Genomic DNA, 18,254 nt, shown 5'->3' with positions numbered 1-18,254 from the left:
GCTCAGTGCGTCTCCGGCGCGTTCGCGAGCGCGGTACCGCCGCAGGAGAGCGTCACCTCGACGAGCCGCTCCTCGCTGCCCCCCGCGCGCACGCGGCGCTGGCCCAGGACGAAGCCGGTGCCGTCCGGCTCGAGGGCGATCCCGGTCGGCTCCCCCCAGGCGGCGAGCGCGGCCGGCAGCGCCAGCGCGGCCGCTGCGCCGGGCTCGGCCGCCGCACCGCTGCGCACGCCCGTGCCCGAACGCAGCGGCTGGCCGGCCGCGAGCGCGGTGGCACGCGGACCGAGCGCGAAGCCGAGCGCGGCGGGCAGCGCGCCGCCCCAGTGTCCGCCCTGCGCCGTCGTGAACGCGAGCCAGCCCCCGTCCGCGACGAAGGACGCGGCGGGCGCGAGCCCGTCGCCCAGGCGCGCCTCGGCGCCCGTGGCGGGATCGAAGAGCACGCCGGCCACCGGTGCGAAGGGATTCCCGTGCCCGACGACCAGGCTGCGCGCGTCGGGCGACCAGGCGAGCGGTGCGATCCACTCCGCGCCGCCGCGCGCCAGCACTCCGACCTCGCCGAGCAGGATCCCGCCGTGGCCGGAGCGCAGGGCCGCCGCCGCCACCTCGTAGCGCCCCCGGTCGCGGCGCGACCAGACGACGAAGCGCGAGTCGGGCCCGAGCAACGCGTGCTCGTCCGGGCCGGCGTGGAAGGTGAGCCTGCGCGAGGGCATCGCCCGGTGCGTGCCCGCCAGGTACACCTCGGTGTCGTCCGGGTGCAGCCAGTCGGCATGGCGGTCGCTGTCGAAGACGAGTCCGAGGCCGGTGTCGCCGGCATGGGGCCTCACGTTGCTGCCCGGCTCGCCGCAGGTCCAGCACGCGACCGTGCCGCTCGCGCGCTCGAGGCGGTGGATCTGCCGCCCGCCGCCGGCCCCGCCGGGGGGCGCGTCGAACCAGAGCGTGCGCGCGTCGGGCGAGAGCGAGGGGTGCGCACCGCGCTCGAGCAGCACCCGCAGCGCGCGCGGTTCGGGCGCGCAGGAGGGCAGCGCGCGCGTGGCGACGGCGGCGTCGAGGTCGTAGACCAGCGCGGCGAACTGCGGGTTCGGCTCGCTCACGCCCGCGCCGCCGAGCGTGGCGCCGAGCACCCCGATCGCGAGCGCCGCGAAGCTGCCGGCGAGCCCGTAGAGCGCGGCGGCGAGCGCCTGGCGGACGGGTCCGCCGGCGGGGCCGAGTGCCCGCGCCCGCCGCCAGAGTGCGACGGCGAGCGCCGCGACGCACAGCGCGAGCCAGCCCGCGCGGCCCGGCGCGAAGCCGAGCCACCACCCGAGGCCGGCGGGCAGCGCGAGCCAGCCTGCGCTCGCGGCCATCGCGAGGTGGCGGCCGCGCTCGGGCTCCTCGTCGCGCCAGCGCGCGAGCAGGGTCGTCACGAGCGCCAGCACGAGACCACCGGCCAGCGCGCCCCAGGGCGCCCAGGCGAGCGCGGTGGCGGCGTCCCCGGCAAGGGCGAGCGCGGCGAACGCCCCGAGCGGCAGGCCCGACGCGAAGCTCCAGGCCCTCCACAGCACCCCGGCACCTCCTGCTGCGCGGATCCGGAAAAGCCGCCGATGGTACCATCGCGGCGACCGCCCCGCGGCGCGGGTCGGGCCGGGCGCTAGCTTGAGCACCCCGATGCCCCCCGAGATCGAGCTGCCCGCCGAGGCGCGGCGCCTCCTCGCGCTGGCGCGCAAGGATCGCGACGGCGCCCGCGCGGCACTCGCCACGCTGGCGGTCGACGAGCAGGTGGCGCTCGTCTGCGAGACGCCCGTCGCGCGCCGCGCCGAGCTGCTCGACCTCCTGCGTGCGCCCGAGCAGGTGATCCCGCGCCTGCCCGAAGCCGAGCTGTGCTTCACGGTCAAGGCGATCGGCCTCGCCGACGCGGGCTGGGTGCTGGCCCACGCCAGCGACGAGCAGCTCCAGTCCTGTGTCGACCTCGACGCCTGGGGCGCGGAGGACACGCCCGACCGCGAGCGCCTCTCCGCGTGGATCGGGGCGCTGCTCGAGGGCGGCGACGACGCGCTCCTGCGCGCGCTGCACGCGCTCGACGCCGAGCTGCTGATGCTGTGGCTCGCGGACCGGCTCGAGGCGCACCTGAAGCCGAACGACGACCCCGGCTGGCAGGCCCCGGCGGGCGCGCGCACGCTCGAGGGCCAGTTCTACGTCGTCGCGCGCCGCTCCGGCGACGACCTCGAAGACGCCCTGCGCGTGCTCGAGCTGCTCTTCGAGGGCGACTACTGGCTCTACTTCCGCCTGCTCCAGGCCGTGTCGTGGGAGTCGGGGCCGGACAACGAGGAGTTCGCGCTCCGCTGGCGCACCGGGCGGCTCCAGGATCTCGGCTTCGCGCCGCGCGAGGAGGCGCTCGCGATCTACGCAGCGCCGCGCCGGAGCGAGCTCGAGACCTTGCCGGAAACCCCGGCGCCCGGCGCCGGCGAATGGCACCTCCCGGTGTGGATGCCCGGGCTGCCGGCCGCCGCGGATCCACGCCTGACGCTGTTCCAGGCCGCTGCGCAGCTCGAGCCCGCGGCACGGCGCGCGTTCTTCTACGCGTTCGTGTCGCTCGCCAACCAGGTCGCGGTGGCCGACCGCCTGCCGCTCGGCGACGCCGAATCGCTCCCGAAGGCCATCGAGAAGGCCGCCGCCACCGCGAGCGCCGGGCTCGACCGGCTCGCCGCTCGCCACGGCCGGCCGCCGCTCGAGGTGCTCGAGCGGGTGCCGCTCGTGCGGCTGTTCCGCATCGGCCACCGCCTCGCCGGGGGGGCGGAGGAGGGCTAGCTTCGCCCTCGTCATCGAGGAGGGTCCGATGGGGGACGCCAAGGTCCACGGCCATGACCACAGCCACGGCCAAGGCCGGGAGCGTCGGGTGCGGATCGCCATCGCCGGCGTCGGCAACTGCGCGAGCTCGCTGCTCCAGGGCATCGAGCACTACCGGCGCGTCCCGCGCGGCCAGCAGGAGGCCTGGGGCCTCATGCACCTCGAGATGGGCGGCCTGCGCCCGGGCGACGTCGAGGTGGTGGCGGCCTTCGACGTGGACGCCCGCAAGGTCGGCCGGCCGCTCCACGAGGCGGCCTTCGCGGCCCCGAATTGCACGACCGTCATCTCGGACCACATCGGCAAGTCCGAGGTGGCCGTCCAGATGGGCCCCGTGCTCGACGGCGTGGCCGCGCACATGGCCGAGTACCCGGCCGAGCGCTCGTTCCGGGTCGCCGGCGAGCGGCCGGTGGACGTGGCCCGCGCGCTGCGCGAGAGCGGCGCCGAGATCCTCGTCTCCTACCTGCCGGTAGGCTCGCAGAAGGCGGTGCAGGCCTACGCCGAGGCGTGTCTAGAGACCGGCGTCTCGCTCGTGAACTGCCTGCCCGTCTTCATCGTGTCGGACCCGCAGTGGGGCGAGCGCTTCCGCCAGGCTGGCATCCCCTGTGCCGGCGACGACATCAAGTCGCAGGTGGGCGCCACCATCGTGCACCGCCAGCTCGTGCGCCTGTTCGCGGACCGCGGCGTCAAGGTGGAGCGCACCTACCAGCTCAACACGGGCGGCAACACCGACTTCCTGAACATGCTGTCCCGCGAGCGGCTCGCGTCCAAGAAGATCTCCAAGACGGAAGCGGTCACCTCGCAGCTTCCGTACGACATCGGCGCCGACAACGTGCACATCGGCCCGAGCGACTACGTGCCGTTCCAGAACGACAACAAGGTGTGCTTCCTGCGCATCGAGGGCCGCGGGTTCGGTGGCGCCCCGATCGAGTTCGAGGCGCGCCTGTCGGTGCAGGACTCCCCGAACTCGGCAGGCATCGTGATCGACGTGATCCGCTACGTGCAGATCGCGCGCGAGCGCGGTCTCGCGGGTCCGCTGCTGCCGATCTCGGCCTACACGATGAAGCACCCGCCCGTGCAGATGCGGGACGTGGACGCCGCCCGTCAGATCGAGGCCTTCCTCGGCGAGCCGGACGGCGCATGAGGACCCGGTTGGGGGAGCGCGCCGACGATGGAGACGCTGCCCAGCGCCAGTGACCGTCCGTGCGTGCTGTGGGCCGTGCGGCCGCCCGCCGACGAGCGGGTGGCGCTCTTCGGCCTGACTCCCGTCGAGCGCACCGCCCTCGCCTTCGCGCGCGCCGGGGTGCGGCGCTTCCTCCTGGCGGGCGACCCCGCGACGGTAGCGGCGCTCGGGCGCGTGCTCGCCGCAGGCCCCTGCAAGCGCCTGCGCGTGCGCAGCGTCGACTCGCTCGCGCTGGCCTGCGCGGGCGACGGCCCGGTCCTGCTCGCGCGCGCCGACTGCCACTACGACCGCCAGCTCGTCCGGCGCTTCGTCGCGGAGACCGCCGGCGCCGTCGTGCCGATCGTCGCGGTCGACTTCCGCCCCGAAGCACGGGAGCGCGGCGCAGCGCTGCCCCAGGCGAGCGTCTGGAGCCGGGGGCCGCGCGCGCGCGTGCAGCAGGTGGGCCGCGCGCTGATGGGCGCCGACGGGGTCCTCGTCGGCCTCGCGCTCGCGACACCCGCCTTCCTGCGCGCGATCGACCGCCGCGCCCCGCTGCCCGCCCCGAACGACGACCAGGTCGACGACCCGGCGAGCCCGCCGCCCTCCGGGACGGCGACACCGGCGGCGGACGCGGCCGAGCGCGCCTGGCTGCGCGGGTTCGCGGCGCTGCTCACGCGCGAGCCCGTCGAGAGCTGGGCGGTACACGAGCGCTGGCAGCCCGTGCAGCGGCCCGAGGACGTGGCGCGCGCGCGGCGCGAGGTGCTGGCCGGCGCGGTGCGCGGCACCGACGGAATCGTCGCCCGCCACCTGAACCGGCCCATCTCGCTGCGCATCACGGAGCGGCTCCTCTCGCGGCCGGTGAAGCCCTGGCAGGTGAGCATCGCGAGCTTCGCGACGACGCTCGCGGCGGGGCTGTCGTTCGCGATCGGGCACGCCACCACGGGCGGCCTGCTCGCGCAGGCGGCGTCGGTGCTCGACGGGGTGGACGGCGAGCTGGCGCGCGTCCGCTACCAGGACTCGGCCTTCGGCGGCCTCTACGACGCGCTCCTCGACCGCGTGGGCGAAGCGGCCGTGATCGGCGGCATGACGGCCTACGCGTGGGCGATGGGCGCGGGGGCGTGGGCGGTCGCGCTCGGCTTCGCGGCGCTGGCCGGCAACAGCCTCTCGATGCTGGTCAAGGAGAAGTACGGAACGCAGTTCCTGCAGCCGTGGGCGAGCGAGCGCGAGGGGCGCTGGCGCTGGCTCCTGCTCGGCCGCGACGGCCGTCTCTTCCTGACCCTCGTCGCGGGCGTCACGGGACAGGTGGAGCTGGTGCTCGCCTATCTCGCGCTGGGCACCCACGTCCACGCGGGCGCCCGCATCGCAAGGATCCGGGCCGAGGCCTCGCGGGCGTAGGCCGGGGCAGGGACCACACACGAGAGGAGCGCCGATGGGCATGGTCTCGGAGTTCCGCGAGTTCGTCCAGCGCGGCAACGTGGTCGACATGGCGGTCGGCGTGGTCATGGGCGCGGCCTTCGGCCGGATCGTCTCGGCCCTGGTCGACGGGGTGCTGATGCCGCCGGTCGGGCTCGCCACGGGCGGCGTGAACTTCCGGGACCTGAAGCTCGCCATCGGCGGGACCGAGGCGGCACCGGTGACCCTGAGCTACGGGCTCCTGATCCAGAACGTGATCGACTTCCTGATCATCGCCTTCTGTGTTTTCCTCCTGGTGAAGGCGGTCAACCAGCTTCGCAAGCCCGAGCCGGCACCGGCGGCACCCGAGCCGCCGGAGGAGGTGAAGCTGCTGACGGAGATCCGCGATCTGCTGCGACGCAGCTAGGTGGCGGAGAACGACTCGCGGAGCCGGCGGTTCCGACGAGGAGGAGGTGAGGGAAATGAAGCGTGTTGCCATCACCACGGCGGTCCTGGCCCTCGGTCTCGGAGCCGTCGTTCTCGGAGGGCCCGTCGCGTGCGGCGGCCAGAGCGACACCGAGCGTGCCGCGCAGGAAGCGGCCGACAAGATGAAGGAGGCTGCCGACGCCGCGACCGAGGCGGCCCGGCAGGCCGCCGAGAGCACGCGGGACGCCGCGCAGAAGGCCGTCGAATCGGCGAAGCAGGCGGCCGACCAGGCGACCCAGGGCGCGCAGGACGCCGCCTCCGACGCGGCCGAGGGCGCGGGCGACGCGGCCCAGGCGACCGGCGACGCGGTCGCGGGTGCCGCCGAGGCCACCAAGGACGCCGCGGGCGCCGCCGTCGAGAAGACCGGCGAGGCGATGGACGCGGCGGGCGAGGCGATGCAGGACAAGCCGGCCGAGTAGCCGTCGCGCCCGGAGGCCGAAGGAGCGGGGACGCGGGCCGGAGCCCGCGTCCCCGCTCGCTTGCTTCCGGCCCGGGGCGAGGGGAAGCAGGTGCAGGACTTCGAACGGCTCGGCGCCTTCTACCTCGGCCGCCGCTTCGACCCCGAGGCGGGCCGCGCGGTCGCCGACGAGCCGCTGCTCTACGACGCCCGGGACCTCGTCACCCATGCCGTGATCGTGGGCATGACCGGCTCGGGCAAGACCGGGCTCGCCGTCGATCTGATCGAGGAGGCCGTGATCGACGGCATCCCGGTGCTCGCGGTCGATCCGAAGGGCGACCTCGGCAACCTCCTGCTCGCCTTCCCCCGGCTCGCGCCGGAGGACTTCGGGCCGTGGATCGACCCGGCCGAGGCGGCCCGCGAGGGCCGCGCGCCCGCGGAGCACGCGGCGGCCCTCGCGCAGCGCTGGCGCGAGGGGCTCGCGGAGTGGGGCCAGGAGCCGGCGCGGATCGCCCGCTTCGCAGCCGCCGCCGAGCGCGTGCTCTACACCCCCGGCAGCACCGCGGGCCGCCCGCTCGCGGCGCTGCGCTCGTTCGCGCCGCCCCCGGCCGCCCTCGCCGCCGACCCGGACGCGCTGCGCGAGAAGATCCTCGGCGCGGTGACGGGCGTGCTCGGGCTGGCCGGCGTCGACGCCGACCCGCTGCGCAGCCGCGAGCACGTGCTGCTCTCGAGCCTGCTCGAGCGCGCCTGGCGGGAAGGGCGCGCCCTCGACCTGCCCGGCCTGATCCGCGAGGTGCAGCGCCCGCCGCTCGAGCGCGTGGGCGCCCTCGACCTCGAGACCTTCTTCCCCGCCGCCGAGCGCACCCGGCTCGCGCTCGCGCTCAACAACCTGGCCGCCTCGCCGGCCTTCACCGCCTGGACCGAGGGCGACCCGCTCGACGTCGCGCGCCTGCTCCACACCGGCGACGGCCGCCCCCGGCTCTCGATCGTGTCGATCGCGCACCTCTCGGACGCCGAGCGCATGTTCGCGGTGACCCTGCTGCTCACGGAGGTGGTGGCCTGGATGCGCGCGCAGCGCGGCAGCAGCTCCCTGCGCGCGCTCCTCTACATGGACGAGGTGTTCGGCTTCTTCCCGCCGGTCGCGAACCCGCCGGCGAAGGAGCCGATGCTGACCCTGCTCAAGCAGGCGCGCGCCTTCGGTCTCGGGGTCGTCCTGGCGACGCAGAATCCGGTCGACCTCGACTACAAGGGCCTGGCGAACGCCGGCACCTGGTTCCTGGGCCGGCTCCAGACCGAGCGCGACAAGGCGCGCGTGCTCGAGGGGCTGGAGGGCGCCTCCGCCGCCTCGGGCGCGCGCTTCGACCACGCGCGGGTGGACGCGCTGCTCTCGAACCTCCCGAAGCGCGTGTTCCTGATGAGCAACGCCCACGAGGACGAGCCGGTGCTGTTCCAGACGCGCTGGGCGCTCTCGTACCTGGCGGGCCCGCTGACGCGCGAGCAGATCCGGCAGCTCGCGCAGCCGGCGGCCGGCGCCGCGCCCGCGAGCCCGCCCGCTGCGGGCGCGCCGGCTGCGGGCGCGCCGGCGGCGAGCCCTCCGCCCGCTGCGACCCCGCCGGCCGTGGGCCCTGCGCCGGCGGCGGGTACCGCGCCCGTCGAGGCCTCGGGAGGGCGCCCGCCGCCCGCGCCCGCGGGCGTCGCGGAGGGCTTCCTCGCCGCTCCCGCCGGCGCACTCCTGCGGCCGGCGCTGCTCGGGGTGGCGTCGCTGCACTTCACCGACCGGAAGGCGAATCTCGACCTCTGGCAGGACGTGGCCTGGCTCGCGCCGCTCGACGCCGGGAGCGAGGCCGCGCCCTGGGACGGCGCCCACGAGCTGCCCGCCGCTGCGCCCGCGCTCGCCGCGGAGCCGCCCGCCGGCGCGCGCTTCGCGCCGCTCCCGGCGGCGGCGGGGCGGGCCGCCAGCTACGAGCGCTGGCGCAAGCAGCTCGCAGCCCGGCTCCACCGCGCGCGCCCGCTGCGGCTCCTGCGCTGCGCCGACCCGAAGCTCGTCTCGGAGCCGGGCGAGAGCGAGGGCGCGTTCCGGGTGCGCCTGCGCGAGGCCCAGCGCGAGGCGCGCGACGCCGCCCTCGAAGCGCTGCGCGCTCGCCACGCACCGCGGCTCGCCCGGCTGCGCGATCGGATCGCCGACGCCGAGCAGCGTCATGCGCGCGAGCAGGAGCAGTACACGCAGCACAAGGTGCAGGCGGCGATCTCGATCGGCGCGAGCGTCGTCGGCGCGCTCTTCGGACGCAAGCTCGGCAGCGCCCGGAACGTGGGCCGGGTGACGACGGCCGCGCGCGGCGTGGGGCGTGCCGCCGACGAGCGCGGCGACGTGGCACGCGCCGGGGAGCGCATCGAGGACCTGCGCGAGCAGCTCGCCGCGCTCGAGCGCGAGCTCGAGGCCGAGCGCGAGCGGCTGGCGGCGACGCCCGACGCGGCGACGCTGCCGCTCGAGGAGCAGCTCGTCGCGCCCCGCAAGGCGGACATCGACGCGCGGCCGCTCGTGCTGGTCTGGACCGGGGAATGAGCAAGGGGGCTCGCAGCCAGCGCTGCGAGCCCCCTTCGTCGAGCGGGATCCCGGGCTAGAGGTCCTGCGGCTTGAGCGTCTTGCGCTTGTTGGCGAGCGCGCGGGCCTCGGCCTGCGCGATCTGCTGGCGCACGGCCGCGTCGAGCGCACCGTAGAAGTCACCGCCCACGTTGCACTTCCGGGTGGCGGCCTTCACGCGCGACTTCGAGATGATCAGCTCGCCCGAGCCCTTGGCGGCCTTCTTCGCCGCCTTCTTCCTCGCTGCCATCGTTCCCCCCAGATGGCGCGCCATGCGCGCCCGTTGCCAGGCCTGGATTCCGGTCCTGGCTTCTTGGCCTCGATTCCCGCCGAGCCCCCGAGCGGGCGGCGGCGAGCGCATCATACGGGTTCCCCTCCGCCCGGCAATGGCCGGGATGGCAATCTCGGGGGTCTGGAGGCAGAAACGAGGCCGTTCTCGACCTCGTGACGTCGGTGCGGCCGGGTCCTGGCGGCCGCCCCGGCGGCAGGTTTCCATCGGCGGCCCGCGCCGAGCTGATAGACTCGCCACTCCCGAGGAGGGAACCCATGAGCGACCTGCTCCGCCAGCCCCTGACCGAGCTCTGCGCGTCGCTCGCGCGGCGCGCGCTGTCGCCCGTCGAGCTGATGGAGGAGACCCTCGCGCGCATCGAGGCGGCGGACCCGAAGCTCAATGCCTTCGTGGCCATGCGGCCGCGCGAGGCGCTGCTCGCCGACGCGCGCGAGGCCGAGGCCCGCATCGGGCGCGGCGAGGCGAGGGCGCTCGAGGGCGTGCCGCTCGGCGTGAAGGACCTGGAGGACGCGGAGGGCCTCCCGACCACCTACGGCTCGCGGCCCTTCGCGGGCCACCGGCCCGAGCGCGACTCGGTCCAGGTCGAGCGCCTGCGGGCCGCCGGCGCGATCGTGGTCGGCAAGACCAACGCCCCCGAGTTCGGGTACACCGCGCTGACCAAGAACCTGCTCTTCGGGGTGACCCGCAATCCCTGGAACCTCGAACGCACCCCGGGCGGCTCGAGCGGCGGCTCGTCGGCCGCCATCGCCGGCTCGCTGATCCCGCTCGTGACCGCGAGCGACGGGGGCGGCTCGATCCGGATCCCCGCCACCTTCACCGGCTGCTTCGGCCACAAGCCGAGCTACGGCCGGATCCCGCACGCCCCCGAAGAGCTCTGGCCGATGGACGACACCGCCGTGGTGGGCCCCCTCACGCGCACGGTCGAGGACGCGGCCCTGCACCTCGACCTGACGGTCGGGGCGCACCCGCTCGACCCGAACTCGCTGCCCCACCCGGGCCTCTCCTACCGCGAGGTGCTGCGGCGCCTGCCGGCGGGGCTGCGCATCGGCTACTCGCCGGACCTCGGCTACGCGGTCGTGCAGTCCGACGTGGCCGAGGTCGTCGGCGAGGCCGTCCACGTCTTCGAAGGGCTCGGCCATCACCTCGAGCTCGTGAAGGGCGGCCCGCCCGAGCCGGGGCGCGACTGGGGCCTGATCGGGGTCTTCCAGCTCCTCGGGCGCCTCCACGAGCTCCTGCCCGATCGCGAGCAGGAGTTCGGCCGCTCGTTCATCGCGGGGGTGAAGCTCGGCGTCGAGATGACGCCGGTGCGCTTCGCGCAGTTCCGCCGCCGCCGCGAGGAGCTGAACCGCTGGTGCGCGGACTTCTTCGACCACCACGACCTGCTCCTGACCCCGACCGTTCCCTTCGACCCGCCCGCCGCGAAGGGCCCCCTGCCCGCCGAGGTCGAGGGGCGCGCGCAGCCGCAGGCGAACGTCGGCAGCTTCACGATGCCCTTCAACCTCTCCTGGCACCCCGCGGCGACGGTGCGGGCGGGGCTCTCGAAGGCAGGTCTCCCGGTGGGGCTCCAGATCATCGGGCCCCGCCACCGCGACGACCTGGTGCTGCAGGCGGCCTGGGCCTTCGAGCAGGTCCGACCGTGGGCGCACGCCTGGCCGGAGCCCTGAGGCGCGTGCGCGGGGCGCGCTGGCTCGGCGTGACGCTCGCCGTGCTCGGGGCGCTCGCCGCCGCCACCTACGTGGCGGGCGAGCAGAGCGAGAAGGTGGTGCTGCGCACGATCGACGCGGCCGGCACCGTGCACGAGACGAAGCTCTGGGTCGTGGACCTCGACGGCTCGCCGTGGGTGCGGGTGGCGAGGCCGGAGCGGGGCTGGTTCGCGCAGTTGCGCGACCGGCCGGTCGTGGAGCTGGTGCGCAACGGCGTCGCCCTCCCCTACCGGGCCATCGCGATCGAGGACCCGGCCGTGCGGACCCGGGTCGATGCCGCGTTCCGCGAGAAGTACGGGCTCGTCGACTGGTGGTACGGGCTGCTCCCGCGCCCTGACCCGCGCCCGATCCGGCTCGATCCGGCCAATGCCGGGCCGCGCGAGGCGATGGGACCCTAACCCGGGGAGACGGGAAGGCAGGCACTCGCCGCGTCGGGCATCATGGCGGGACGCTCCGTCCGGTGGCGGAGGCGATCCCGGAGGAACCCCTTGGCGCCCTTCCTGCGCTCCTACACGGCCGAGACCTACGCGCTGCTGCGCATCGTGACCGGCTTCCTCTTCCTCTGGCACGGCATGCAGAAGCTGGTCGGCTTCCCGGCCGCGATGCCGGAAGGCGCCGTACCGGGCTTCGTGATCTGGATCGGCGGGCCGATCGAGCTGATCGGCGGCTTCCTGGTGATGATCGGGCTCCAGACCCGCTGGGCCGCCTTCGTGTGCAGCGGGATGATGGCCGCCGCCTACTTCATGGCTCACGCGTTCAGCAGGGTCGGTGAGCTGGGCTTCGTCGGCCTCGTGCCGCTGAACAACGGCGGCGAGATGGCGGCGCTGTACTGCTTCGCCTTCCTCTTCATCGCAGCGAACGGCGGGGGGATCTGGAGCGTGGACGGGCGCAGCAGCGACGTGGTCACGACCCGGGCTCCGGCCCGCCCTTGAGCGGCCGGAGTCGCTCGCGGCGGACGAGCTTCGGGTTCGGGTCGCGCCCCGCCGTCTCGTCGAGCTTCCAGATCCCGGTGTCGGGGTGGAAGGCCTTCCAGGCGAACCAGTAGGCCTCGGTCACCTGGACGTCGTCGGGCGCCTCCCAGCGGAAGACCGAGAGGTCCGTCGAGTAGTCGATCTGGATCCTGCGGCCCTGGAAGCGGTCCTCGGCCCAGCCGCCCTCGCGGGTCAGCACGGAGCCCAGGTAGGCGCGCGCCTTGCCGCCCACCACCACGCCGAGCACCAGCTCCTTGGCGTGGAAGCGCGGGTCGCGCGCCTTCACGGGGTAGCGCACGGCGTTCTCGGTCAGATAGCGCTCGAAGGGGCTGCGGGCGTAGTCGATGCCCCGCGACGGCCGTTCGAGCACGCGCGTGCTCCCGACCCGCGTGCGCCAGCTCGTCAGGTCCTCCTGGCGGATGCGCACCCGCGTGAGCGTCTTGCCCGCGAGCGGCCCGCTCAGCGCGCGCCCCAGGAACTGCGACCAGAGGCTCTCCGTCTCGCGGTCGTAGAGGAGGAAGCCCGAGTTGTAGAGCAGGCCCGAGACCCCGAAGGTGAGCACCCGCCCGCCGACGGTACGCTCGAAGGCGAGCGGCACGCCGGTGAGGGGGTCCCAGGTGACGGCCAGCGGCACGCCCCCGACCACGTCGTTGGCGACCTGGTGGTAGTCCATCAGGTGCACCGGGTAGGCGCGCGCGTCGCCCTTCACGACGACGCCGAGCACGATCGTCGTGTCGTCCACCCAGGTCGCCTGCTCGGAGGGGACGAAGCGGGGCGCGTCGATGCTGTGGATCCCGTCGCGCGGCGGGCCGCCCGGGACGATGTCGTCGCGGTCCACGGTCTGCCGGCTGATCGTGAAGCCGTTGAGCCGCTCCTCCCCGCTCGTCTCGGCAGCGGACGCGGGCGGCGGCGCGGCGAGGAGCACGAGCAGGCAGGCGAGCGCGCGCCGCGCGCTCATCGCCCGTCCGCCACCGCCGCCACGCTCTCGGTGACGATGCCGAGCAGCTCGTCGAGGTCGGCGTCGGAGATCACGAGCGGAGGCGCGACGTACACCACGTTCCCGAGCGGGCGCAGATAGGCGCCGCGCCGGCGCGCCTCCTCGAAGACGCGCCAGCCGGCACGCGCCAGGTAGCCCGCGTCGCCCGCGAGGTCGAGCGCGCCGATCATGCCGAGCGCGCGCGTGCGGGCGACGCCGGGCAGCGCGCCTAGCCCCTCGAAGCAACGCGCGATGCGCGCGGCCCTGGGCAGCGCCCCCGCGAGCACCTTCTCCTCCTCGTAGACGCGCAGCACCTCGAGCGCGACCGCGGCGCCGAGCGGGTTGCCGCAGAAGGAGTGCCCGTAGAAGAAGGCGCGCTCGGGTGCGCCCCGGAAGCCCTCGAAGACGCGGCGCGTGGCGAGCGTCGCGGCCATCGGAAGCATGCCGCCCGAGAAGCCCTTGGCGGTGCACAGCAGGTCCGGCGCGACGCCCGCGTGCTGGCAGGCCCACATCGGGCCGCTGCGGCCGTAGCCGGCGAAGACCTCGTCGGCGACCAGGAACAGGTCGTGACGGTCGCACAGCTCGCGGACGGCGCGCAGATACGCGGGGTCGTAGATCCGCATCCCCGCGGCGCCCTGGACCATCGGCTCGACGACCACGGCGGCGATCCGCTCCTGCTCGCGCGCGAGGACGCTGGCGAGCGTTTCGACCGCTGCGTCGAGCGAGACCTCCGGATCGCCCGGAGACGGGACGTGGAGAACCTCGGCGAGCGCGCCGGCGAAGGGCCGCCGGAAGACCTCGACGCCGCCGAGTGCGGTGCAGCCGAGCGTCTCGCCGTGGAAGCCCCCGTCGAGCGCCACGAAGGCGCGCCGGCCGGGCCGCCCGTTCTGGGCCCAGTACTGGAGCGCGAGCTTGAGCGCCACCTCGACCGCGGTCGAGCCGTCGTCGCTGTAGAAGACGTGCTCGAGGCCGGCGCGGCCCGGGCTCCGCGGAGCGACGGCGCACAGCGCCTCCGCGAGCTCCGCCGCCGGCGCATGCGTGACCCCGGCCAGCGACACGTGCGCAAACGCGCGCGCCTGGCGCTCGAGCGCCGCCACCAGCCGCGGGTGGCCGTGACCGAGCGCCGCCACCCACCACGAGGAGTTCGCGTCGAGGTACGAGCGCCCGTCGGCGTCGTAGAGGCGCGCGCCCTCGGCGCGCACCACCACGAGCGGGTCTACGCGCTCCGCGTACTCGTCCATCGCGGTGTACGGGTGCCAGACCCGCCGCTTGTCGAGGGCGACGATCCGCTCGCGGTCCATCGGCCTCCGGAAGCCCGGCTAGAGGGCCAGCTCCGCCAGCGTGCGCAGCGCCTCGGGCTGGCCGGCGCCGACCAGCAGCGTCTTCACGGGCGAGGCCTTCCACGCTTCGAGGCGGTCGCGGATGCGCTCCTTCGGGCCGAGCAGCGCGATCGAGTCGACCAGCGCATCCGGCACCTTCGCCATCGCCTCGGCCTTCTTGCCCGCGAGATAGAGGTCCTGGATCTCGACGGCGGCCTGCTCGTAGCCGAGGCGCTTGGCGTAGTCGTTGTAGAAGTTCTTGCCGCGTGCGCCCATGCCGCCGATGTAGAGCGCGAGCATGCCCTTCACCGGCATGCGGCAGCGATCGAGATCGTCGCCGACGATGCAGGTGACGAAGGGCGCGACGTCGAAGTGGGCGAGCGACTTGCCGCCGCCCGCCTTCTGGAAGCCCTTCTCGAGGTGTGGCGCCAGCAGGTCCCAGCGCTCCGGGTTCATCCAGACGGGGATCAGCCCGTCGGCGACCTCGGCGCTGCACGCGATCCCGGCCGGCCCGATCGAGGCGGTGTAGATCGGCAGGTCCTTGCGCCCGTGCAGGATGCTCTTCAGCGGCTTGCCGAGCCCGCTCGCGCCCGGCCCGTGGTAGGGGATCTCGTAGTGCTCGCCCTTCCACTCGAGCGGCACCTCGCGGGCCAGGATCTTGCGGATGATCTGGACGTACTCGCGGGTGCGGGTGAGGGGCTTGCCGTAGGCGACCCCGTGCCAGCCCTCGACGACCTGCGGTCCCGACGGCCCGAGGCCCAGGATGAAGCGCCCGCCCGACATGGCGTCGAGGGTCATCGCGGTCATCGCGGTCATCGCCGGGGTGCGGGCCGGCATCTGCATGATCGCGGTGCCGAGCTGGATCTTCGTCGTGAAGGCGGCGATGTAGGCGAGCGGCGAGACGGCGTCGGAGCCGTAGGCCTCGGCGCTCCACACCGACCAGAAGCCGAGGCGCTCGGCCTCGAGGATCAGGTCGCGGTTGATCTGCATCGAGGCACCGGAGTAGCCGGCGGTGAGACCCAGGCGGAGGGAGGGCATGCGGGGGGCTCCTTGTGACGCGAGGTGCGCGTAGGATAGCTCCCGGTGGACCCGCCGCCGAGCTTGCCCACCTCAGGCGCGGCGGTCAGCCTGCCGATCGGACACGAATCGGGGGCCGGCCGTGTCGATCCTGCTGCTCGCCTGGGTGTTCCTCGCGTCGTTCGCGACGACCCTGCTCGTGGCCGGCGCCGGGTCGCGGCTCGCGAAGCGCGGGCTCGCGGCCTTCCTGCGGCGGCGCCGTGCCGACGAGACGCCCTGCGCCGGCGGCCTCGCCGCCGCACCCGGCGCGATCCATCTGCTCCCCGCCGGCGGCGAGCCGTGGAAGCGCAGCCGGGCGGCGGGGCGCCTCGTGCGAGGCTTCGCGCGCGAGGGCTTCCGCAGCGCCGGCGTCTTCGCGATCCCCGAGATCCCGGGCACGCGGGTGGAGCTCTTCGCCCACCCCGGCCAGCGACTGATCGGGGCCGTCCACGAGGACCGCAGGGCCCGACACTGGGTCGATGTCAGCGAGCGGCGCAGCGACGGCTCGACCGTGACCTGGAGCAGCGCACGTCCCACCGGCCTCGATCCGCGCCCCGGCCATCCGCGCTTCCACGTCCCGGGCGCATCGCCCGCCGCCCTCGTCGCCCGCGCGCTGCGCGAGCGCGCTCCCGCTCCCGCCGAGGAGGTGCACCCGGCCGAGCTCGAGGCGCTCTTCGAGCGCGCCCATGCCGAGGAGGCGGAGTGGCGCCACCGCCAGGACGGCGCCGCCTGACCGCTCGCGCCGTCGCTCAGCGCGGCGGCAGCGAGAAGCGCATCCCGTCCTCGCCGAGCGTCACCTCGCCGTCGTAGACGTCCGGGACCCCGGCAAGGAAGACCCGGCGCAGGAGCGCGTTCGGCGGCGCCGGCACCAGGTGGGTCAGCACCAGGTGCGGGACGCCGGCCTCGCGGGCGGCCTCGGCGGCCTCGACGGGGCTCGTGTGGTAGCCGGGGATGTCGCCGGCGAGCTTCGCCACCCGCTCGCGGCCGAGCCGGCGCGCCACCGTGGCCGCGCGCTCGACCATCGCGCGGTTCAGGGCTTCGTGTACGAGCAGGTCCGCGCCCCGCGCGTTGGCGACGAGGCTCGCGCTCCTGCGCGTGTCGCCCGAGACCACGACCGAGCGGCCGGCGAAGTCGAAGCGGTAGCCGACCGCCGGGTGGACCGGCTCGTGGTCTACGGCGAACATCGTGACGCGCAGGCCGTCGCGCTCGAAGACCGGCGTCGCGGCCGTGCCCTCCGGCAGCGGGAGCTCGCGGGCCACGGCGCTGGCAGCGGCGCGCGGCATCCAGCGCTCGCCGTGGTGGGCGACGCGCGCCTCGACGTCGGCCGCGTAGGCCTCGCCGAAGCCGGCCACCACGCGGGCCGTCCCGGGCGGGCCGAAGACCTCGAGCGGCGCGGCGCGCCCGGCGATCCAGCTCTGGGTCGTCGCCTCGCCGAGGTCGCCGATGTGGTCGGAGTGGAAGTGCGTGAGCAGGACCGCGTCGACGTGCCCGATCGGGAGGTTCGCGAGGTCGAGCACCTCCCACGAGCCCGGCCCGACGTCCACGAGCACGAAGTGGCCGCCCGCGATCACGGCCGTGCAGGCGGCCGCCCGCGCCGGGTCGGGCAGCGGCGAGCCGGTTCCGCAGAGCACCACCTGGAGGTCCGGCGAACGGAGGACCGACTCGTCCACGCGCGTGAGGTTGCGCTCGATCTGGCGCTCGACGACGCGCTCGCAGCCGGGCGCCGCGGCGAGCACGGTGGCGGCGAGCAGGGAGAGCCGGAGCGGCCGGGTCATGGCTTGTCCTCCCATCGGGCGGCGGGCCCGACCTCCGGCGGAGGGTCGGGGACCTGCCCCGGGGCCGCAAAACCCGGGCGGGGCACGGGCTCTGGTACCGTCCCGCCGATCTCCACCGGAGACTGCGCGCATGCCGGGGCCCATGGACGGAATCCGCATCGTGGACGCGTCGGCGATCCTCTCGGGTCCGCTGGCGACGATGATCCTGGCCGACCAGGGCGCCGAGGTGATCAAGGTCGAGCCGCCGGGGATCGGCGACCTCCTGCGGCTCGCCCCGTTCCGGCGCGGCGACCTCGGCGCCTTCTTCGTGAACAGCAACCGCGGCAAGCGCTCGGTGGTCCTCGACCTCCGCAAGCCGCAGGCGCGCGAGGTCCTGCTGCGGCTCGTCGCGGACGCCGACGTGTTCGTGCAGAACTTCCGGCCGGGCGCCGTCGAGCGGCTCGGCATCGCCGAGCCCGATCTGCGGCGCGTGAAGCCGGACCTCGTCTACTGCTCGATCAGCGGCTACGGCGACGGGGGGCCCTACCACCGGCGGCGCGTCTACGACCCGATCCTCCAGGGCCTCTCCGGCCACGTCGCGATCCAGAAGAACCCCGACGTGCCGGTCCCCGACCTGATCCGACACGTCGTGGTGGACAAGGCCTCGGCCTGGGCCGCGGCGCAGGCCATCACCGCCGCGCTCTTTGCGCGCGCACGCGGCGCCGGCGGCCAGCACATCCGCATCGCGATGCTCGACGCCTCGCTGGCCTTCCTGTGGCCGGACGGGATGATGGCCCACACGATGGTCGGCGACGGCGTCGCGCCCGGCCCCACGCTCTACGAGATCTACCGCCTCACCGAGACGGCCGACGGGCACCTCGTCTACTTCACGGCCTCCGACTCCGAGTTCCACGGCCTGTTCCGCGCGCTCGGCCGGCCGGAGCTCTGCGACGACCCGCGCTTCACGCTCTGGGAGCGCGGCAAGCACGCCGAGGTGCTGGGCGCCATCCTCTACGAGGAGTTCCGCAAGTGGCCGACGCGCGAGATCCTGGCGCGGCTGGTCGCCGAGGACGTGCCGGCCGGCCCGGTGAGCACGCTCGAGGAGGTGCTCGACGACCCCCAGGTGCGCCACAACGGCAGCATCGTCGAGATCGACCACCCCCACGCCGGCCGGATCCGCCAGCCGGTGCCGCCGGCGCGCTTCGAGCGCACGCCGTCGGCGATCGGCCGCCCCGCGCCGCGGCTCGGCGAGCACACCGACGAGGTGCTGGCGGAGCTCGGCTACGACGAGGCGGCGCGCGGCGCGCTGCGCGCGGAAGGCGCGATCGGCTGAGCGGCCGCGCGGGGCGGG

At 75.0% G+C, this 18,254-nt stretch carries 17 protein-coding genes; 11 read left to right on the top strand and 6 right to left on the bottom strand.

Annotated features, from left to right (window positions below):
* Positions 1–2 precede the first annotated feature (2 nt).
* Positions 3–1,538 (bottom strand): hypothetical protein, encoded by a 1,536-nt coding sequence (locus OZ948_08320; protein ID MEB2344730.1) that lies wholly within the window; start codon positions 1,536–1,538, stop codon positions 3–5.
* Positions 1,539–1,641: 103 nt separating this feature from the next.
* Between OZ948_08320 and OZ948_08315 the strand changes: the two genes are divergently transcribed.
* From OZ948_08315 to OZ948_08290, 6 genes are all read left to right on the top strand, one after another.
* Entirely contained in the window at positions 1,642–2,781 is a 1,140-nt protein-coding gene (locus OZ948_08315; GenBank protein MEB2344729.1) for a DUF6178 family protein, read from the top strand.
* A 28-nt stretch (positions 2,782–2,809) separates the two neighbouring features.
* A complete protein-coding gene (locus tag OZ948_08310) occupies positions 2,810–3,961 on the top strand; it encodes an inositol-3-phosphate synthase (protein ID MEB2344728.1) in 1,152 nt (383 codons plus the stop codon).
* 27 nt (positions 3,962–3,988) lie between these two features.
* On the top strand, positions 3,989–5,374 hold the full coding sequence (locus tag OZ948_08305; GenBank protein MEB2344727.1) for a hypothetical protein: 1,386 nt from the start codon (positions 3,989–3,991) through the stop codon (positions 5,372–5,374).
* Between the two features lie 40 nt (positions 5,375–5,414).
* Positions 5,415–5,798, top strand: coding sequence for a large-conductance mechanosensitive channel protein MscL (gene mscL, locus OZ948_08300; protein MEB2344726.1), 384 nt, complete (start codon positions 5,415–5,417; stop codon positions 5,796–5,798).
* Positions 5,799–5,853: 55 nt separating this feature from the next.
* Positions 5,854–6,276 (top strand): hypothetical protein, encoded by a 423-nt coding sequence (locus OZ948_08295; protein MEB2344725.1) that lies wholly within the window; start codon positions 5,854–5,856, stop codon positions 6,274–6,276.
* A 90-nt stretch (positions 6,277–6,366) separates the two neighbouring features.
* On the top strand, positions 6,367–8,817 hold the full coding sequence (locus OZ948_08290; protein MEB2344724.1) for a DUF87 domain-containing protein: 2,451 nt from the start codon (positions 6,367–6,369) through the stop codon (positions 8,815–8,817).
* A gap of 55 nt (positions 8,818–8,872) precedes the next feature.
* On the opposite strand, the gene OZ948_08285 is transcribed toward OZ948_08290, so the two are convergent.
* On the bottom strand, positions 8,873–9,085 hold the full coding sequence (locus OZ948_08285) for a DUF1931 domain-containing protein (GenBank protein ID MEB2344723.1): 213 nt from the start codon (positions 9,083–9,085) through the stop codon (positions 8,873–8,875).
* Between the two features lie 296 nt (positions 9,086–9,381).
* Here OZ948_08285 and OZ948_08280 point away from each other — a divergent pair, with 296 nt between their 5' ends.
* The 3 genes from OZ948_08280 (at position 9,382) to OZ948_08270 (ending at position 11,759) form a co-directional block, all read left to right on the top strand.
* Positions 9,382–10,788: an amidase family protein gene (locus OZ948_08280; GenBank protein ID MEB2344722.1), complete on the top strand. Its 1,407-nt coding sequence runs from the start codon at positions 9,382–9,384 to the stop codon at positions 10,786–10,788.
* Positions 10,761–11,225, top strand: coding sequence for a DUF2255 family protein (locus OZ948_08275; GenBank protein MEB2344721.1), 465 nt, complete (start codon positions 10,761–10,763; stop codon positions 11,223–11,225). Before OZ948_08280 ends, OZ948_08275 begins: the two co-directional genes overlap by 28 nt.
* A 90-nt stretch (positions 11,226–11,315) precedes the next feature.
* Complete coding sequence (locus OZ948_08270) at positions 11,316–11,759, top strand: DoxX family protein (protein ID MEB2344720.1); 444 nt, start codon at positions 11,316–11,318, stop codon at positions 11,757–11,759.
* Here the strand turns inward: OZ948_08270 and OZ948_08265 are convergent.
* From OZ948_08265 to OZ948_08255, 3 genes are read right to left on the bottom strand one after another with little or no spacing between them, the layout of a single operon-like run.
* The gene (locus OZ948_08265) at positions 11,731–12,756 is read right to left on the bottom strand and encodes a DUF3179 domain-containing (seleno)protein (GenBank protein MEB2344719.1); all 1,026 of its coding nucleotides are present in this window, start codon (positions 12,754–12,756) and stop codon (positions 11,731–11,733) included. The genes OZ948_08270 and OZ948_08265 overlap by 29 nt on opposite strands.
* Positions 12,753–14,075 carry an adenosylmethionine--8-amino-7-oxononanoate transaminase gene (gene bioA, locus OZ948_08260; protein ID MEB2344718.1) on the bottom strand — a complete coding sequence of 441 codons (1,323 nt, stop codon included), beginning with the start codon at positions 14,073–14,075 and terminating at the stop codon, positions 12,753–12,755. The genes OZ948_08265 and bioA overlap by 4 nt, the downstream gene beginning before the upstream one ends.
* Before the next feature lie 18 nt (positions 14,076–14,093).
* Positions 14,094–15,131 (bottom strand): LLM class F420-dependent oxidoreductase, encoded by a 1,038-nt coding sequence (locus OZ948_08255; protein MEB2344717.1) that lies wholly within the window; start codon positions 15,129–15,131, stop codon positions 14,094–14,096.
* A gap of 121 nt (positions 15,132–15,252) precedes the next feature.
* Between OZ948_08255 and OZ948_08250 the strand changes: the two genes are divergently transcribed.
* Entirely contained in the window at positions 15,253–15,882 is a 630-nt protein-coding gene (locus OZ948_08250) for a hypothetical protein (GenBank protein MEB2344716.1), read from the top strand.
* A gap of 16 nt (positions 15,883–15,898) precedes the next feature.
* Here OZ948_08250 and OZ948_08245 read toward each other — a convergent pair whose 3' ends face one another.
* The gene (locus OZ948_08245) at positions 15,899–16,924 is read right to left on the bottom strand and encodes an MBL fold metallo-hydrolase (GenBank protein MEB2344715.1); all 1,026 of its coding nucleotides are present in this window, start codon (positions 16,922–16,924) and stop codon (positions 15,899–15,901) included.
* 130 nt (positions 16,925–17,054) lie between these two features.
* On the opposite strand from OZ948_08245, the gene OZ948_08240 reads away from it, so the two are divergent.
* The gene (locus OZ948_08240) at positions 17,055–18,236 is read left to right on the top strand and encodes a CoA transferase (protein ID MEB2344714.1); all 1,182 of its coding nucleotides are present in this window, start codon (positions 17,055–17,057) and stop codon (positions 18,234–18,236) included.
* The last annotated feature ends 18 nt before the right edge of the window (positions 18,237–18,254 follow it).

This window comes from Deltaproteobacteria bacterium, from assembly GCA_035063765.1.
In the GTDB taxonomy this organism is placed as follows: domain Bacteria; phylum Myxococcota_A; class UBA9160; order UBA9160; family PR03; genus CAADGG01.
The sequence above is the reverse complement of the archived record's forward strand: the minus strand, read 5'-3'. Positions and strand labels throughout refer to the sequence as shown.

Excerpts from the sequence above, each read along its gene's own strand:
- OZ948_08305 (MEB2344727.1), top strand. The coding sequence starts at position 3,989 with ATGGAGACGCTGCCCAGCGCCAGTGACCGTCCGTGCGTGCTGTGGGCC.
- OZ948_08280 (MEB2344722.1), top strand. The coding sequence starts at position 9,382 with ATGAGCGACCTGCTCCGCCAGCCCCTGACCGAGCTCTGCGCGTCGCTC.
- OZ948_08285 (MEB2344723.1), bottom strand. The coding sequence starts at position 9,085 with ATGGCAGCGAGGAAGAAGGCGGCGAAGAAGGCCGCCAAGGGCTCGGGC.
- OZ948_08255 (MEB2344717.1), bottom strand. The coding sequence starts at position 15,131 with ATGCCCTCCCTCCGCCTGGGTCTCACCGCCGGCTACTCCGGTGCCTCG.
- OZ948_08245 (MEB2344715.1), bottom strand. The coding sequence starts at position 16,924 with ATGACCCGGCCGCTCCGGCTCTCCCTGCTCGCCGCCACCGTGCTCGCC.
- mscL (MEB2344726.1), top strand. The coding sequence starts at position 5,415 with ATGGTCTCGGAGTTCCGCGAGTTCGTCCAGCGCGGCAACGTGGTCGAC.
- OZ948_08310 (MEB2344728.1), top strand. The coding sequence starts at position 2,810 with ATGGGGGACGCCAAGGTCCACGGCCATGACCACAGCCACGGCCAAGGC.
- OZ948_08295 (MEB2344725.1), top strand. The coding sequence starts at position 5,854 with ATGAAGCGTGTTGCCATCACCACGGCGGTCCTGGCCCTCGGTCTCGGA.
- bioA (MEB2344718.1), bottom strand. The coding sequence starts at position 14,075 with ATGGACCGCGAGCGGATCGTCGCCCTCGACAAGCGGCGGGTCTGGCAC.
- OZ948_08315 (MEB2344729.1), top strand. The coding sequence starts at position 1,642 with ATGCCCCCCGAGATCGAGCTGCCCGCCGAGGCGCGGCGCCTCCTCGCG.
- OZ948_08240 (MEB2344714.1), top strand. The coding sequence starts at position 17,055 with ATGCCGGGGCCCATGGACGGAATCCGCATCGTGGACGCGTCGGCGATC.
- OZ948_08265 (MEB2344719.1), bottom strand. The coding sequence starts at position 12,756 with ATGAGCGCGCGGCGCGCGCTCGCCTGCCTGCTCGTGCTCCTCGCCGCG.